Genomic DNA, 15,862 nt, shown 5'->3' on the forward strand with positions numbered 1-15,862 from the left:
GCGCCTAGTCAACACGGACGAGGCCAAACCGTTGCATCCTGGCGGCCGTCCGGTGACCAATTCGCGCGGGGCGTTGCACGGCGCTGGCGGTTGCGAAGCGGCCCGGGAAGGCCGACACTAAGGAGACCTGTCCGGCGCCGGCGCGCCGGGCACATCGAATGAGCCCGACGATGCAGATTTCCGACCGCGACGTGCTGCTGGTGATCGACGTGCAGAACGATTTCTGCACCGGCGGTGCGCTCGCCGTTCCCGGCGGCGAGAAGGTGGTCCCCGCCGTCAACCGGATCGCCCAAAAATTCGCCAATGTGGTGCTGACCCAGGACTGGCATCCGCGCGACCATGTCTCGTTTGCGCCGAATCATGCGGGCAAGCATCCGTTCGAGATCATCGAGCTCGACTACGGCACCCAGGTACTCTGGCCGGCGCATTGTGTGCAGGGTAGCTCGGGCGCGGAGTTCCATCGCGATCTCGATGTGGTCAGGGCGAACCTCGTGATGCGCAAGGGCTTTCGCCGTGGCATCGATTCCTTTTCGGCGCTGTTCGAGAACGACAAGCGGACGCCGACCGGCCTGCTTGGATATCTGCGCGAACGTGAGCTGAAGACCGTGTTCGTCGCCGGCCTCGCGCTCGACTTCTGCGTCCGCTTCTCGGCGGAGGACGCCCGCAAGGCAGGATTCGAGGTCGTCGTCATCGAGGACGCCTGCCGTGGCATCGATCTCGACGGCTCGGTCGCCGCGACCCATCGGAGTTTTCGGGACCTCGGCATCTCCATCGTGAGCCTGGAGGCGTTCCTGTGACGATCGTGAGATAGCCATGGTAAACCAGGCCGGCAAACAGAGCGGTGCGAAGGGGTCCGTCCCGGACGACCCGCTGCTGTGGCCGTTTGCAGCCGCGCGCCTCGCCATGGACAGCTGCTTCTGGTGGCTGGAGCGCGGTCCGGCGGAGCAGGACGAGAGCACCTTGTCCTGGACGACCCCGAGCACCGTGGCGCTCGAACTGGCGACGATGCGCTTGCGCGATTGCTCGCAGACGCGGTCCGGCCAGCCGGCGCTGGTCTGTGCGCCCTATGCGCTGCATCGGGCCCTGATCGCCGATTTTGCCCCCGGTCACAGCGTGGTGCAGTCGCTGCAGACCGGCGGTATCGACCGGGTCTATCTCACCGATTGGCGTTCGGCGACGCCGGATATGCGCTATTTCTCGATCGACAGCTATCTCGCCGATCTCAACGTCGCCATCGACGAGATCGGCGCGCCGGTCGATCTGATCGGCCTGTGCCAGGGTGGCTGGCTGTCGCTGCTTTATGCGGCGCGCTTTCCGGCCAAGGTGCGGCGGCTGGTGCTGGTCGGCGCTCCCGTGGATTTGTCGATCGAGTCCTCGTTGTGCCGGCTCACCCGCAACGCGCCCGAGATGGTCTACGACCAGCTCGTCGCACGCGGCGGCGGCAATGTCCGCGGCGAGGAGATGCTCCACTTCTGGTCCAAGGCGCCGAACCGCGACGACATCATAACGGCGTTGCAGAGAGATCTGTCGGGCGCGGAGGGCGCGGCGCTGCTCGCGCGTTTCGAGCGCTGGAACGCCGAGACGCTCGATCTGCCGGGCAAATATTATCTGGAGATCGTCCACCGGATTTTCCGGGAAAACCAGATCGCCGGCAGCAGTTTCGTTGCTCTTGGCCGCAGGGTCGATCCGAAGGACGTCAAGGCGCCGGTCTTCCTGCTGGCCGGGCTCGACGACGAGGTCGTGCCGGCTGCGCAGGCGCTCGCCACCGCGGCTCTCCTCGGCACGCCGCCGGCTTTCATCGCGGCGGCGTCCGAGCCGAGCAATCACCTCGGCCTGTTCATGGGTGCGCGCACCCACGCGCACGCCTGGCCGCGGATTGCAGAATGGCTGCGCGGCGATTTGTCCGGCGTGCTGGCCCGCAGCGCCTGAGCCAAAGGCGCAGGGCAGACCACCGCGCAAATCCGTTATGCATGACGGCGGATGGCCTGCACGGGACGGGGGCGATGGGCTACATATGGTCTGGAACTGACGGCTTCGGCAGCGAAGATATCAAGGGTACTGCGCTCGATGACTTTCCACTCGATCTACGCCCACGGATTTGCGCGCGTGGCGGCCTGTGTCACCACCTCCCATGTCGCCGATCCCTCGGCCAACGCGAAGGCTGTGTTGGCGGCGGCCAGCGCCTGCCATGAGCAGTCGGTAGCGGTCGCCGTGTTTCCCGAGCTGTGCCTGTCCGGCTATGCGATCGAGGATCTGGTCAAGCAGGATCCACTGCTCGATGCGGTCGAGCGCGGCCTCGCAGGGCTCGTCGAGGCCTCCGCGGGACTGACGCCGGTCCTGATCGTCGGCGCGCCGCTGCGCTTTGGCCATCGCATCTATAACTGCGCCGTCGTCATTCATCGCGGCAACGTTCTCGGCGTGGTGCCGAAGTCTTACCTGCCGACCTACCGCGAGTTCTACGAGGGCCGGCATTTCGCCTCCGGCACCGGCGTGGCCGGAGAGACGATTACATTCGGCGGGTTGCACGCGCCGTTCGGCGTCGACCTCCTGTTCTCGGCCGAGGATGTTCCGGGTCTCACCGTCGGTGTCGAGATCTGCGAGGACATGTGGATCCCGGTGACGCCGTCTGCGGAGCTCGCGCTTGCGGGCGCCAGCGTGCTGGTCAATCTCTCGGGCAGCCCGATTACGATCGGCCGGGCGCGATCACGCGCGCTGCTTTGCCAATCGACATCGGCGCGTTGCCTTGCGGCGTACGTCTATTCCGCCGCCGGCGCCGGGGAATCGACCACGGATCTCGCCTGGGATGGCCAGACCTCGATCTATGAGAACGGCGTGCTGCTGGCCGAGGGCGAGCGCTTCCGCCAGGGCGGCCAGATCACTTATGCCGACGTCGATCTCGACTTGCTCAGGCAGGAACGTGCCTCGATGGGGACGTTCGACGACAATCGCCGCCAGCGCGAGGCGTTTTTCCGCAAGGTGACATTCGCGCTGAAGCCGCCGGCCGCCGACATCGGCTTCCTGCGCAAGGTCGAGCGCTTTCCGTTCGTGCCGAGCGACGAAAGCCTGCTCGAGCAGGATTGCTACGAGGCCTACAACATCCAGGTCGCCGGCCTCGTGCAACGCATGCGCGCCACCGGCACCAAGCGCGTCGTGATCGGTGTCTCGGGCGGCCTCGATTCAACCCATGCCTTGATCGTCGCCGCCAAGGCGGTCGACCTGCTTGGCCTGCCGCGCGAGAACATCCTGGCCTACACCATGCCGGGCTTCGCCACCGGCACCGAGAGCAAGACCCATGCGCTGGCGCTGATGCAGGCGTTGCAGACGAGTTGGCAGGAGCTCGACATCCGCACCACCGCGACGCAGATGCTGAAGGACATCGGTCATCCCTTCGGCAAAGGCGAGAAGGTTTACGACGTCACCTTCGAGAACGTGCAGGCCGGCCTGCGCACGGATTATCTGTTCCGCCTCGCCAACCATCACGGCGGCATCGTCATCGGCACCGGCGATCTCTCCGAACTCGCGCTCGGCTGGTGCACCTATGGTGTCGGCGACCAGATGGCACATTACAACGTCAATGCCGGCGTGCCGAAGACGCTGATCCAGCATCTGATCCGCTGGGTCATCGCATCGAAGCAGTTCAGCGGCGACGTCAACCGCACGCTTGGCTCGATCCTGGTTGCCGAAATCTCGCCCGAGCTGGTGCCGGTGGAGCCCGGCCAGAAGCCGCAGAGCACCGAAGCATCCGTCGGCCCGTACGAGCTGCAGGATTTCAACCTGTTCTACACGCTGCGTTTCGGCATGCGGCCGTCCAAGATCGCCTTCATGGCGCAGCACGCGTGGAAGGACGTCGCCAAGGGCGAATGGCCGCCGGCATTCCCGAATGACCGGCGCAAGGCCTATGATCTCAAGGATATCCGCCGCTGGCTCGAAGTGTTCCTGCGCCGCTTCTTCGCCTTCAGCCAGTTCAAGCGCTCGGCGATGCCGAACGGGCCAAAAGTCTCGGCGGGCGGCTCGCTGTCGCCCCGCGGCGACTGGCGCGCGCCTTCGGATTCGAGCGCGGTGGCCTGGCTCGAGGATCTCGAGCGGAACGTGCCGAACTGATCGGGGCGGATTGTTGGGGAGATGATCGGATGTCGGCCGGGGATGAGGCGAAAGCGGCGGAGGCCAGGGTCGTCAACGGCCTCTACATCTTCGACATCGAAATGCGCGACGGCAAGCGCGGGCAGGCGAGGGGCGTGGTCGTGCTCTGCGACGGACGCATCATGGGCGGCGACAGCTATTTCTACTACACCGGCACCTACACCTTCCGGAACGGCAAGTGGCGTGGCGACTTGATCGTCAACCAGCACACCGAAGCAGTCGGCCGAACGCTGGCGTTCGGTGGCAGGGAGGTCACTTGCGGCTTCTCGGGTGACTATTCCGCCGGCGGCGCCGGCGTCGAAGGCATGGCGCTGGTCGGCAAGACCAGCGTGACGTTCACGGCAAGACTGACGCTAAAAGATGCAATGTGAGCGGGGCTTCAGGGGCCGCTCTCTTCAAACGACAACGCGCCGCCCGGATGCCCCAACCGGACGGCGCGTTGCTGCGTTCAATCTCAGAAAGCTTCGAGGTCCGGAGTGCCTAGGAGTCCGGACCTCGTCACCTTGCCCCAGCCTTCAATCCCCCGCCCCATGCGGTCCCCCAACCCCATGTAGCGCGATCAGAGGGTGATGCCCTTGGAAGTGGCCGCCGATCGATGCACGCGATGTACGTGACATCGCGATAGGATTCCATTCCGGATCACTACGGACACAGATACCGCTTGCGCTGTGTCCGTTCGGCATCGGCGCCGTGATCGTGACGGCACGAAACGGGAGCGCGCCAGGAGATGTCCACATCTCTTCACACTGCGGAACCCGCATTTCACCGGCCTGTCATTGAACTGGTCTAGCGCTGCTCCCGTCATCGCTGACGATCAAGGAGCAAACCATGTCGAAGCCGGTGCTGGGCGCAGCATTGTCCATCAAATCCATCCCCGCGCATCGCGACTGGCTTCTCGATCGGCAGCGCGATCTCGAGATCCAGGATTTCTTCCGCGCCGATCTTCTCGACGGCGACTGGCGCAGCACTGCCGGCGAGATCAAGCAGATGCTCTCCGGTCATACCGGCCGGCTCGGCATCCACGGTCCGTTCTGGGGCTTCAAGATCGACAGCCACGATCCCATGATCCGCCAGGCCGTGACCAAGCGCCTGATCCAGGGCCTTGATGCCGCCGAATTCCTCGGCGCGACACAGATGGTGATCCATTCGCCGTTCACGACCTGGGACCACAACAATCTCGATCTCTATCCTGACAATCGCGGCAATATCGTCGAGCGCGTCAAGGCGACGCTCGCAGAGGTGATCGCGCGCGCCGAGACGATCGGCTGCGAAATCGTCATCGAAAACATCGAGGACAAGGATCCGCGTGACCGGGTGCGCCTCGCCAAGGCGCTCGAAAGCGCCAAGGTCCGCGTCTCGCTCGACACCGGACATGCCAACTATGCCCACATCTCCACCGCCGCGCCGCCGGTCGACTATTACGTCGAGACCGCTGGCGACATGCTCACGCATGTGCATCTGCAGGACACCGACGGCTTTGCCGACCGGCACTGGGCGCCCGGCGAAGGCAACATTCCCTGGGTCGCCGTATTCCGCGCTCTCGGGCGGCTGAATTCCAACCCGCGGCTGATCCTCGAGCTCCGCAACCACGATGACGTCCGCGCCGGTGCTGCCCATCTCGCAGCGCTCGGTCTCGCCGAATAACCGCATCATCTGAGGCTACCGCCATGAGCAAATTCACCCGTCGCACCATCCTGAAAACCGGCGGCGCTGCCGCAGGCACGCTGCTGCTGCCGCGCTTTGCCGTCGCGCAGGGCGACAACCGTCCGTCAGTGACGGTCGCCGTGCAGAAGGTGACGAACGCGAACGTGCTCGACGTGCTGCGCGAGCAGTCCAACGTCGGCGAGCGCGTGTTCTTCTCCTCGATCTGGGAAGGCCTGATCTCCAAGAACTGGCGCGGCAATTTGGAAGCCGTGCCGGGCCTTGCCACCGAATGGCGCCGCATCGACGACCAGACCGTCGAGGTGAAGCTCCGCCAGGGCGTCAAGTTCCACAACGGCGACGAACTGATCGCAGAGGACGTCGTCTTCACCTTCAGCCGAGAGCGCATGTTCGGCGAGACCGAGGCCAAGAGCCGCTCGACCATCCAGGCCTTCGAGAAGATCCCGACGCCGCGGCCGGGCAAGGAATTGCCGCCTGATGTTCCCGCGGTCGCACGCCGGATCTGGCCGGACCTCGTGCGCGTCGATGCCGTCGATAAATACACCGTGCGTTTCTACAACGCGACGCCCGACGTCACCATCGAGGGCCGCCTGTCGCGCTACGGCTCCGACATCATGAGCCGCCGCGCCTGGGACGAATCGGCGAGCTATCTCGACTGGGCGCGCAAGCCCGTGACAACCGGGCCCTACAGGGTCGTCGAGCTCAAGCCCGACGTGTCGCTGACGCTCGAAGCGCACGACGAATATTGGGGCGGCCGGCCGCCGCTCAAGCGTATCCGTTTCCTCGAAGTGCCCGAAGTCGCAAGCCGGATCAACGGGCTCTTGTCGGGCGAGTACCAGTTCGCCTGCGACATCCCGCCGGACCAGATCGCCGGCATCGAGAAAAACGCGGCGTTCGAAGTGCAGGGCGGCACTATCCTCAATCACCGCCTGACCGTGTTCGACAAGAACCACGCCCAGCTCGCCAATCCCTTGGTGCGCCGCGCCTTCACCCACGCGATCGATCGCCAGGCCATCGTCGACAGCCTGTGGGCCGGCCGCACCCGCGTGCCGAAGGGCCTGCAATGGGAGTTCTACGGCGACATGTTCAACGCCGACTGGAGCGTGCCGGCCTATGATCCCAAGCTCGCGCAGGATCTGTTGAAGCAGGCCAATTACAAGGGCGATCCGATTCCCTATCGCCTGCTCAACAACTACTACACCAACCAGGTCGCGACCGCGCAGGTGCTGGTCGAGATGTGGAAATCGGTCGGCCTCAACGTCCAGATCGAGACCAAGGAGAACTGGTCGCAGATCATGGAGCGCGCGCCCACCCGCGCCGTGCGCGACTGGTCGAACTCGGCCGCCTTCAACGATCCCGTCTCCTCGCTGGTCGCCCAGCACGGCCCCAACGGCCAGCAGCAGCAGATCGGCGAATGGACCAATGTCGAGCTGAACAAGCTCTCCGAATTCCTGGAGACTTCGACCGACCGGCCCGCGCGCAAGAAGGCGTTCCGCCGCATGCTGGAGATCGCCGAGCGCGAGGATCCCGCCTACACGGTGCTGCACCAGAACGCGACCTTCACGGCAAAGCCGAAATCGATCAAGTGGAAGGCATCGCCGGCCTTCGCGATGGATTTCCGAGCCGGCAATTTCGAGGCGTGAGCGTGGCACCACTGGTCAACATCGAGGGCCTCAGCGTCGCCTTCAACGGCGTACCGGTCCTGCGCGGCGTCGATCTCGCTCTCGGCAAGGGCGAGGCGCTCGGCCTCGTCGGCGAGTCCGGATCGGGCAAGTCAGTGACGTGGCTTGCCGCGCTCGGGCTGCTGCCGCGGCACGCCAAGGTCATGGGTTCGGTGCGGCTCGACGGACGCGAGATCCTGGGCGCGCCGGCTTCCGAGCTCGACCAGGTCAGGGGCGGGCGCGTCGCCATGATCTTTCAGGATCCGGCGAGCGCGCTCAACCCGGTGCTGACCATCCGCAAGCAGCTCTGCGAAGCGCTGGCGCTGCATCGGGATCTCCAAGGCAACGCCGTGAAGGCGGAAGCGCGGCGGCTGCTCGATCTCGTCGGCATTCCCGACGCGGGCCGGCGGCTGGAGGCCTATCCGCATGAATTCTCCGGCGGCCAGGTCCAGCGCATCATGATCGCGATGGCGCTCGCCGGAAATCCCGACGTTCTGATCGCGGACGAACCGACTACCGCACTCGATGCCACCATTCAGGCGCAGATTTTGGAGCTGCTGTCGTCGATCCGCCGCGAGTTTGCGATGGCGATGGTGCTGATCAGCCACGATCTCGGCGTCGTCGCCGAGAACTGCGACCGCGTCGCTGTGATGTATGCCGGCCGCATCGTCGAGCAGGCCCCGGCCAATCAGCTGTTCGCCGATCCCGTGCATCCCTATGCGCAGGGCCTGATCGGCGCGCTGCCGCCGCTCGATGGCCCCCGCCGCCGTCTCACCGCCATCCCGGGAACGGTGCCCGATCCCGCGATGATGCCTGATGGCTGCGCCTTCGCGCCGCGTTGCGCGCTGGCATCTGATCCCTGTGGTCTCGGCGGCGCGCCGACCCTGGCACCGATCGCGAGCGATCGTGTCGTCGCCTGCATCCGCGCCGAGGCCTCGCGCCACGCGCTGCTCGGGATCGCCGCCGAATGAGCCCGCCGCTCGTCGAGGTCTCCGAAATATCCCGCAGTTATTCGATGCGTTCCGGCATGTTCGGCCGAGCTGCGGCCGTGCATGCTGTCGACGGCGTGTCGCTGACCATCCCCAAAGGCCAGACGCTCGGCCTCGTCGGCGAGTCCGGCTCGGGCAAGTCGACAACCGGCCGCATCGTCCTCGGCCTCGAGCCGCCCGACAGCGGCGAGGTGCGGTTCGACGGCAAGCCGATGGCTGTGCCGGCAACGGCCGCATGGCGTGCGCAACGCGCGCGCATGCAGATGATCTTCCAGGATCCGCTTGGCGCGCTGGACCGGCGTTTGCCGGTCGCGACGCAGATCCGCGAACCTCTGGACATCCACAATCTTGGCACACCCGCCGATCGCGAGGACCGCGTGCGCGAATTGCTGCGTGCGGTCGAACTGACGCCGGCGCATGGCGCGCGTTATCCGGGCGCGCTGTCCGGCGGCCAGCGCCAGCGTATCGTGCTGGCGCGGGCGCTCGCCACACGACCGGATTTCCTGGTCTGCGACGAGCCGGTCAGCGCGCTCGACGTCTCGATCCAGGCCCAGGTGGTGAACCTGCTCTGCGATCTCCAGGCGCAGCTGGGGCTCACGCTGCTGTTCATCAGCCACGATCTGCGCGTCGTCAGGCAGATCAGCAATGTCGTCGCGGTGATGTATCTCGGCCGCATCGTCGAGATCGGCAGCGCGGACGATCTGTTCGCGCGGCCCGAACATCCTTATACGCAAGCGCTGGTCTCGGCTTCGCCCGCGCCGGGCCGCCGCAGCGCAGGCCGCATCGTGCTGGCGGGCGATCCGCCGAATCCGGCCGCGCGCCCACAAGGCTGTGCCTTCCATCCGCGCTGCCCGCACGCCATCGCGCGCTGTGCGCGCGAGGTGCCGGCGTTGTCGACCGTCGGCGGAAACAGGCAGGTCGCCTGTCATCTCGTCACCGGCGCCGAGACGCGGGACGCCGCGTGATGGGACGCTATCTCGCCATTCGCTTCGGCCGCGCCGCGCTGACCATCGTGCTGGTCGTCACCTTCGCCTTCGTCGTGCTGCGGCTGTCAGGCGATCCCGCGCTGATGATCCTGGGACCCGAGGCGCCGCCCGAAGTGCTCGCGGCGTTCCGCAAGGCCTGGGGCCTCGATGATCCCATCTGGTTTCAGTATCTCGACTATTTCGGCGCGATCGCCAAGGGCGAACTCGGCCGCTCCATGCGCGACGGACGGCCCGCGATCGAGCTGGTGCTGGAGCGCATCCCGGCGACCCTGGCACTGACGCTGCCGGCATTCTTCTTCAAGGTCGTGCTCGGTATCCCCGCCGGCATCTACGCCGCGCTGCATCGCGGATCGGCCATCGACCGCGCCGTGATGATGACCGCGGTCGCCGGCTTCACCGTCCCGAGTTTTGTCCTCGCGCTGCTCCTGGTGCTGGTTTTCGCCGTGCAACTCGGCTGGCTGCCGTCGGGCGGACAGGACAGCTGGCGTCACGCGATCCTGCCCATCGTGACGCTGAGCCTCGGCGGCGCCGCGGTGCTGGCGCGCTTCACCCGCAGCGCGATGCTGGAGGTGCTGGGCCAGCCCTATATCCGCACGGCGTCCGCCAAGGGCGTGCCGTGGCGCAAGGTGGTGACCTCGCACGCGCTGCCGAACGCGGCGATCCCGACCGTCACCATTCTCGGTTTCATGGTGGGCACGCTGATCGCGGGCGCGGTGGTGGTCGAGAGCGTGTTTTCCTGGCCGGGAGTAGGGCGGCTGCTGGTCGTCGCCGTCGCCAACCGCGATCTTGCCGTCGTGCAATGCATCCTGCTGCTGGTCGCAATGACGATGGTCACCTCCAATTTGGTGGTCGATTTCCTCTACGGCTTCCTCGATCCGCGGCTGCGCGCCAAAGGAGCGCACGCATGACCGACGCGACGCTAAAGGACACCACCACCCGCCGTCGCATCAGTCTCCCGGCCATTCCGGTGTCAGTCGCCCTTGCGGCGACCTGGATCGTCGCAATGCTGGTGATCGCAGCCTTCGCCGAGAAGATCGCGCCCTATGGCTACACCCAGCTCGACCTGCGCAACCGGCTCTCGACGCCCGGCAATGTCGCGCACTGGCTCGGCACCGACGAACTCGGTCGCGACGTGCTGTCGCGGCTGCTGGTCTCGATCCGCATCTCGCTCCTGATCGCCTTCGGCGCGACCGCGATCTCGGCGATCGTCGGCACCACGCTCGGCTTCCTCGCCGCGCATTTTCGCGGCGCCGTGGAGCAATTCGTGCTGATGCTGACCGACTTCCAGGCCAGCATGCCGTTCCTGATCATGGCGCTCGCCGTGCTCGCCTTCTTCGGCAATTCCCTGCCGCTGCTGATCGGACTGATGGGCATGTTCGGCTGGGAACGCTACGCCCGCATCGCCCGCGGCCTTGCCATCTCCGCCAATGCGCAGGGCTACGCCGCCGCGGTCCGCCAATTAGGGGCGACGCCGCCCCGGATTTACCTGCGCCACATCCTGCCCAACATCGCCTCGACCCTGATCGTCTCGACCACGCTGGTTTTTCCCGAGGTGATCCTGATGGAGTCAGGTCTGTCCTTCCTCGGCCTCGGCGTGCAGCCGCCGATGACCAGCCTCGGCAATATGGTCGGCTACGGCCGCGAGTACCTGACCCGCGCGCCCTGGATCATGCTGGCGCCGGCGGCCACCATCGTCGTGACCACGCTGGCGGTGTCCGTGATCGGCGACTGGCTGCGAGACCGGCTCGATCCGACCCTGCAGTAGGCCGAAGTTGAGCTCCCGTAGCCCGGATGGAGCGCAGCGAAATCCGGGGCCGGTCTTGCAGCGGTTCGCGCTTACCCGGATTGCGCTGCGCTCCATCCGGGCTACGAAAAGCTACGAACAGCCCGCGCCGGGAGCAGGGGAGCCCTGTCCGGCCGAAGTTCCCGTTGCGCCGGGGCAGCCCGTGCGCTATCCGGCCACAAAGGCCTGAGGCGGCATCACATTTTCCCGCCCGGCCGGTCAAACCGAGGACGGAAACCGCCATGCCAGCCTATCGCTCCCGCACCACCACCCACGGCCGCAACATGGCCGGTGCCCGCGGCCTCTGGCGCGCGACCGGCATGAAGGACGGCGATTTCGGCAAGCCGATCATCGCGGTCGTCAACTCCTTCACCCAATTCGTGCCCGGCCATGTCCATCTCAAGGACCTCGGCCAGCTGGTTGCGCGCGAGATCGAGCAGGCCGGCGGCGTCGCCAAGGAGTTCAACACCATCGCGGTCGACGACGGCATCGCCATGGGCCATGACGGCATGCTCTACAGCCTGCCGTCGCGCGAGCTGATCGCCGACAGCGTCGAGTACATGGTCAACGCCCATTGCGCCGACGGCATGGTCTGCATCTCCAACTGCGACAAGATCACGCCCGGCATGCTGATGGCCGCGCTGCGCCTCAACATCCCCGCCGTGTTCGTCTCGGGCGGCCCGATGGAGGCCGGCAAGGTCAAGCTGGCCGGCAAGACCAAGGCGGTCGACCTCATCGACGCCATGGTCGCGGCGGCCGACAGCAAGGTCAGCGACGAGGACGTCAAGGTGATCGAGCGATCGGCGTGCCCGACCTGCGGCTCCTGCTCCGGCATGTTCACCGCCAACTCCATGAACTGCCTGACCGAGGCGCTGGGCCTCGCGCTGCCCGGCAACGGCACTGTCGTCGCCACCCATGCCGACCGGAAGCGCCTGTTCGTCGAGGCCGGCCACACCATCGTCGACATCGTGCGCCGTTACTACGAGCAGGACGACGCCTCGGTGCTGCCGCGCAACATCGCGAACTTCAAGGCGTTCGAGAACGCGATGACGCTCGACATCGCGATGGGCGGCTCGACCAACACCGTGCTGCATCTGCTCGCCGCTGCCCATGAAGGCGAGGTCAAGTTCACCATGAAGGATATCGACCGGCTGTCGCGCCGTGTGCCCGTGCTGTGCAAGGTTGCGCCGTCGGTCGCCGACGTGCATGTCGAGGACGTGCATCGCGCCGGCGGCATCATGGGCATTCTGGGCGAGCTCGACCGCGCCGGCCTGATCGACGCCTCGGTCTCGACCGTGCATGCACCGACCATGAAGGAGTCGCTGGAGCGCTGGGACATCAAGCGCTCGAAGAGCGAGTCGGTCCGCACCTTCTTCCGCGCCTCGCCCGGCGGCATCCCGACCCAGGTCGCGTTCAGCCAGGAGCGCCGCTACGACGAGCTCGATACCGACCGCGAGAAGGGCGTGGTGCGCAATCTCGAGCACGCCTTCAGCAAGGACGGCGGTCTCGCCGTGCTGTACGGCAACCTCGCGCAGGACGGCTGCATCGTGAAGACCGCGGGCGTCGATGCCTCGATCCTGACATTCTCAGGCCCGGCGCGCGTGTTCGAAAGCCAGGACGCGGCGGTGGAAGGCATTTTGGGCGGCAAGGTCGTTGCCGGCGAGGTCGTGGTCATCATCTACGAAGGCCCGCGCGGCGGCCCCGGCATGCAGGAGATGCTGTATCCGACCAGCTATTTGAAATCGATGGGCCTCGGAAAGGCTTGCGCGCTCGTCACCGACGGCCGCTTCTCCGGCGGCTCGTCCGGCCTGTCGATTGGCCATCTGTCGCCGGAAGCGGCCGAAGGCGGCAACATCGGTCTGGTGCGGACCGGCGACCGTATCGCCATCGACATCCCGAACCGCAGCATCACGCTCGATGTCTCCGACGAGGAGCTCGCCAAGCGCCGCGCCGCGGAGGAGGCGAAGGGCGATGCCGCCTGGCAGGCCGTGGGCCGCAAGCGCAACGTCTCGACCGCGCTGCAGGCCTACGCCGCACTCACCACCAGCGCCGCGCGCGGTGCGGTGCGCGAGGTCAAGCGTCGTTCCAAGTAGGCGGGGCACGAAGTCACCGCGCCGACGTCTCGCCGCGAACTGGGACCTCATCCTGAGGGCCCGCCGAAGGCGGGCGTCTCGAAGGATGGCTACGGGGCAGGTCGCTCCTCGCTTCGCCGACACGACTCCGCGGATGGTCAACAAGTCCTGAATGGCCGGCACGAGCCGGCCGTTTGCATTAAGGATGCCCCGATGAACTTCAGCGGCTCGAAATTTTGCGGAGTATGATGCGGCCACCTTCGCAAATCCATTTCGGGCAATTGGGGCACCGCATAATGTCTCGTACTCTCGCCGTTGTTTTCTCCACCGCGGTCGCCGCGATTTCCATGACGGGCGCGGCCTCCGCCGGATGCTACAATTGCTACGCACCGCCGCCGTGCCAGACCTGCTATCAGCAGCAATACGTGCAGCCGCAATACCGCACTGTCGACGAGACCGTGATGGTGTCGCCGGGCGCCGTCGTGGCGCATCGCTCGCCCGCGCAGTACCGCACCGTGATGGTGCCGCAGACCGTGATGGTCGCGCCGCCGAGCGTCCAGTACGAGCGCATCCCCCCGCAATACGCCACGCGCCAGCGCGTCGAGATGGTCCAGCCTGGCTATTCCTATTACGCCCCGGTGCAGATGAACTGCGCGAGCTGCGGCTACTGAGCTGGACGCAGCAACGACAAATCCAGACGGCGCTCCTCACGGGGCGCCGTTTTTCTTTGCACGGCAGCAAACGAGGCCCGGAAACGGAGGCGAATCCAAACCGGGCCTCGCAACCAGCGACGCCCTGGGAGATGTCGCCAGTGTCCGGGATTGCTGATGGGCATAGGTTAAGTGATTAGCCTGACGCTCGCCTGACAGACCCGTGTTTGCGACAGGCGCCAACTTCGCGTTGTCGTGCGCCGTCGACAACGTTAAGCGACAGCCATTGCAGGATTCGGAAGGGTGTCCGAGTAATTTAAGGCTCCGGTCTTGGAATACGTCCTCTGGCATACCGGTTGATATCCACCTGTTTCACTTGCATTGATTGAATTGCGTCTTTTTCTCGCCCTAATCCAAGCCAGTCTGGTTCCAATAGGCTCGTTCTCGGCAGTTTGGGTCCAAAAACGGGTCCAGCAAGGACTGGCCGGAGGAGGCATGATGACCAAGAAAATTGAGGTCACCCGAGAGTTTCGCGGCGTTGGCGACTCCGCCACCCTAGTCCACGTTGAGAAACAACTCACCACGCGCCATTTGGAGCGCGCTGTCGCACCTCAGCAGGTATCGAATCCGAGCGGACAGCCGGCTACTGGATCCGGCCAGGCCCAGCAGCCAAAATCGGAAAAGTGAGTGACCTCTGGCCCTCTTCGGAGAGTGTCCAGTATTGGTCATCAGTTTGCACGATAGTCGGGCTTCCGCTTGCTTGCTTGGCTGTATTCCTGGCCCTGCGCCAACTTTCCTTTGGCCAGCGAGCCGGATCGGCCGCCGCGCTGGTGACGTTGCACGAAGCCAATCGCAAATGTTGGCTCGATTATATCAGTGCCACCGAGGAAAAGAGGGAATTCGCAGCGGCTGAGCTCTTCAATGCGATCGAGGTCGCTTGTGCAGCCGTGTGCGACGGTATTTTTTACGGCGAGACTCGTCGGCTGCTGGACGCCTATCTGCTTCACTCAATCAGCTTGATCGAGCGCGATGAAGATCTTCGTGGCTTCATCATTGGGCACCTGCAAGACCGCGAAACCTTCAAAAACATCCGAATGTTCATCGGGCGGCACCGACAAAAATTTGGGTGGCTGAGAGAATCTGCGCACCTCCGAAGGCCCGCCGACGAACCTGCGGGGCCGACTTGATCAATTTGACAGGTGTCGCATCCACCGTACCAGCGCTAGTAGGAGCCTGTCTCGAACCTATTGCCGCGTCAGCCATCGCACTCGAACCATGCCGCGAGCTGGATCTCATATGCGTATTCGAGCAGCACGCCGATGTCCCGCGCCGTGGCCTGCCGGCATACAACGTTGTTGCTTGATCGGGCGTGCCCGTCCACGTCGTCGCGGAGCGGGTAGGGGACGAGCCGGCGGTGCTCCCGTTCAACTATGCTAAGCGCAACCGGCATCAGACGGCGAACACGGACTTTACGCTCAGATAAGCGCGCTCACCGTAGGCTTTTCTAAATTTTGATCAGACGGGAAGCCAAGCCTGCGGGTATAAGATTGTAAAATTCTGCCCGTCGTTGGATGCCGCAACCCAACCTAGAGGCTCGTGAAAGTAGCCGCGTATCTCCCGACAAGAGTCGCCAGTGGGAAACTCCGTGGCCCATAGCGTTACCTCTTTGTCGCGAGGACAGGAATCCATTGGCTGCCAGCCAGTAGGAGTTGTCATCGATCCCGCTCCTCATAGGCATTGGCCAGCCCCAGCAGTCGGCCGGCTAGGCTCCGCTTTAGCGCTGCGATCGCGCCCGATTGGTCGCCGTGCTGATCTCTGATGCGCCAGGCGCCCGATGCCAAGTCCGCGGCGTCGCTAAGTTGTTGTTTCGCCATTCTGCGGTGTTCGTCGATGATATCTCGAAACATGGCCAAAGATCT

15 protein-coding genes are annotated in these 15,862 nt (G+C 65.2%); 14 read left to right on the plus strand and 1 reads right to left on the minus strand.

Annotated features, from left to right (window positions below):
* Positions 1-158: 158 nt before the first annotated feature.
* From pncA to IVB24_RS21585, 14 genes are all read left to right on the plus strand, one after another.
* The gene (gene pncA / locus IVB24_RS21520) at positions 159-797 is read left to right on the plus strand and encodes a bifunctional nicotinamidase/pyrazinamidase (protein WP_247768546.1); all 639 of its coding nucleotides are present in this window, start codon (positions 159-161) and stop codon (positions 795-797) included.
* A gap of 16 nt (positions 798-813) precedes the next feature.
* Entirely contained in the window at positions 814-1,929 is a 1,116-nt protein-coding gene (locus tag IVB24_RS21525) for an alpha/beta fold hydrolase (protein WP_247768547.1), read from the plus strand.
* Between the two features lie 138 nt (positions 1,930-2,067).
* Positions 2,068-4,101, plus strand: a complete 2,034-nt coding sequence (locus IVB24_RS21530) for an NAD(+) synthase (protein WP_247768549.1) — start codon at positions 2,068-2,070, stop codon at positions 4,099-4,101.
* 29 nt (positions 4,102-4,130) lie between these two features.
* Entirely contained in the window at positions 4,131-4,511 is a 381-nt protein-coding gene (locus tag IVB24_RS21535; RefSeq protein WP_247768551.1) for a GrlR family regulatory protein, read from the plus strand.
* A 457-nt stretch (positions 4,512-4,968) separates the two neighbouring features.
* On the plus strand, positions 4,969-5,784 hold the full coding sequence (locus tag IVB24_RS21540; RefSeq protein WP_094973935.1) for a sugar phosphate isomerase/epimerase family protein: 816 nt from the start codon (positions 4,969-4,971) through the stop codon (positions 5,782-5,784).
* 23 nt (positions 5,785-5,807) lie between these two features.
* Positions 5,808-7,445 (plus strand): ABC transporter substrate-binding protein, encoded by a 1,638-nt coding sequence (locus IVB24_RS21545; RefSeq protein ID WP_247768553.1) that lies wholly within the window; start codon positions 5,808-5,810, stop codon positions 7,443-7,445.
* 2 nt (positions 7,446-7,447) lie between these two features.
* A complete protein-coding gene (locus IVB24_RS21550; protein ID WP_247768555.1) occupies positions 7,448-8,434 on the plus strand; it encodes an ABC transporter ATP-binding protein in 987 nt (328 codons plus the stop codon).
* Positions 8,431-9,417, plus strand: a complete 987-nt coding sequence (locus IVB24_RS21555) for an oligopeptide/dipeptide ABC transporter ATP-binding protein (RefSeq protein ID WP_247768557.1) — start codon at positions 8,431-8,433, stop codon at positions 9,415-9,417. Before IVB24_RS21550 ends, IVB24_RS21555 begins: the two co-directional genes overlap by 4 nt.
* Positions 9,417-10,346 carry an ABC transporter permease gene (locus IVB24_RS21560; protein ID WP_162308548.1) on the plus strand — a complete coding sequence of 310 codons (930 nt, stop codon included), beginning with the start codon at positions 9,417-9,419 and terminating at the stop codon, positions 10,344-10,346. The genes IVB24_RS21555 and IVB24_RS21560 overlap by 1 nt, the downstream gene beginning before the upstream one ends.
* Positions 10,343-11,203, plus strand: a complete 861-nt coding sequence (locus tag IVB24_RS21565) for an ABC transporter permease (protein WP_247768558.1) — start codon at positions 10,343-10,345, stop codon at positions 11,201-11,203. Before IVB24_RS21560 ends, IVB24_RS21565 begins: the two co-directional genes overlap by 4 nt.
* 260 nt (positions 11,204-11,463) lie before the next feature.
* Positions 11,464-13,314, plus strand: a complete 1,851-nt coding sequence (ilvD, locus tag IVB24_RS21570) for a dihydroxy-acid dehydratase (protein ID WP_247768560.1) — start codon at positions 11,464-11,466, stop codon at positions 13,312-13,314.
* A gap of 326 nt (positions 13,315-13,640) precedes the next feature.
* The gene (locus IVB24_RS21575; protein WP_247774147.1) at positions 13,641-13,964 is read left to right on the plus strand and encodes a hypothetical protein; all 324 of its coding nucleotides are present in this window, start codon (positions 13,641-13,643) and stop codon (positions 13,962-13,964) included.
* 474 nt (positions 13,965-14,438) lie between these two features.
* Complete coding sequence (locus tag IVB24_RS21580; RefSeq protein ID WP_247768562.1) at positions 14,439-14,630, plus strand: hypothetical protein; 192 nt, start codon at positions 14,439-14,441, stop codon at positions 14,628-14,630.
* Between the two features lie 77 nt (positions 14,631-14,707).
* A complete protein-coding gene (locus IVB24_RS21585; RefSeq protein ID WP_247768564.1) occupies positions 14,708-15,130 on the plus strand; it encodes a hypothetical protein in 423 nt (140 codons plus the stop codon).
* Between the two features lie 525 nt (positions 15,131-15,655).
* On the opposite strand, the gene IVB24_RS21590 is transcribed toward IVB24_RS21585, so the two are convergent.
* Positions 15,656-15,850 (minus strand): hypothetical protein, encoded by a 195-nt coding sequence (locus IVB24_RS21590; protein WP_247768566.1) that lies wholly within the window; start codon positions 15,848-15,850, stop codon positions 15,656-15,658.
* Positions 15,851-15,862: the final 12 nt, after the last annotated feature.

Source organism: Bradyrhizobium sp. 192, assembly GCF_023100965.1.
GTDB classification, from domain to species: Bacteria; Pseudomonadota; Alphaproteobacteria; order Rhizobiales; family Xanthobacteraceae; genus Bradyrhizobium; species Bradyrhizobium symbiodeficiens.

What these genes read in the sequence shown, in the direction of transcription:
- pncA (WP_247768546.1), top strand. Translation starts at nt 159, where the DNA reads ATGAGCCCGACGATGCAGATTTCCGACCGCGACGTGCTGCTGGTGATC.
- IVB24_RS21525 (WP_247768547.1), top strand. Translation starts at nt 814, where the DNA reads ATGGTAAACCAGGCCGGCAAACAGAGCGGTGCGAAGGGGTCCGTCCCG.
- IVB24_RS21530 (WP_247768549.1), top strand. Translation starts at nt 2,068, where the DNA reads ATGACTTTCCACTCGATCTACGCCCACGGATTTGCGCGCGTGGCGGCC.
- IVB24_RS21535 (WP_247768551.1), top strand. Translation starts at nt 4,131, where the DNA reads ATGTCGGCCGGGGATGAGGCGAAAGCGGCGGAGGCCAGGGTCGTCAAC.
- IVB24_RS21540 (WP_094973935.1), top strand. Translation starts at nt 4,969, where the DNA reads ATGTCGAAGCCGGTGCTGGGCGCAGCATTGTCCATCAAATCCATCCCC.
- IVB24_RS21545 (WP_247768553.1), top strand. Translation starts at nt 5,808, where the DNA reads ATGAGCAAATTCACCCGTCGCACCATCCTGAAAACCGGCGGCGCTGCC.
- IVB24_RS21555 (WP_247768557.1), top strand. Translation starts at nt 8,431, where the DNA reads ATGAGCCCGCCGCTCGTCGAGGTCTCCGAAATATCCCGCAGTTATTCG.
- IVB24_RS21560 (WP_162308548.1), top strand. Translation starts at nt 9,417, where the DNA reads ATGGGACGCTATCTCGCCATTCGCTTCGGCCGCGCCGCGCTGACCATC.
- IVB24_RS21565 (WP_247768558.1), top strand. Translation starts at nt 10,343, where the DNA reads ATGACCGACGCGACGCTAAAGGACACCACCACCCGCCGTCGCATCAGT.
- ilvD (WP_247768560.1), top strand. Translation starts at nt 11,464, where the DNA reads ATGCCAGCCTATCGCTCCCGCACCACCACCCACGGCCGCAACATGGCC.
- IVB24_RS21575 (WP_247774147.1), top strand. Translation starts at nt 13,641, where the DNA reads ATGACGGGCGCGGCCTCCGCCGGATGCTACAATTGCTACGCACCGCCG.
- IVB24_RS21580 (WP_247768562.1), top strand. Translation starts at nt 14,439, where the DNA reads ATGATGACCAAGAAAATTGAGGTCACCCGAGAGTTTCGCGGCGTTGGC.
- IVB24_RS21590 (WP_247768566.1), bottom strand. Translation starts at nt 15,850, where the DNA reads ATGTTTCGAGATATCATCGACGAACACCGCAGAATGGCGAAACAACAA.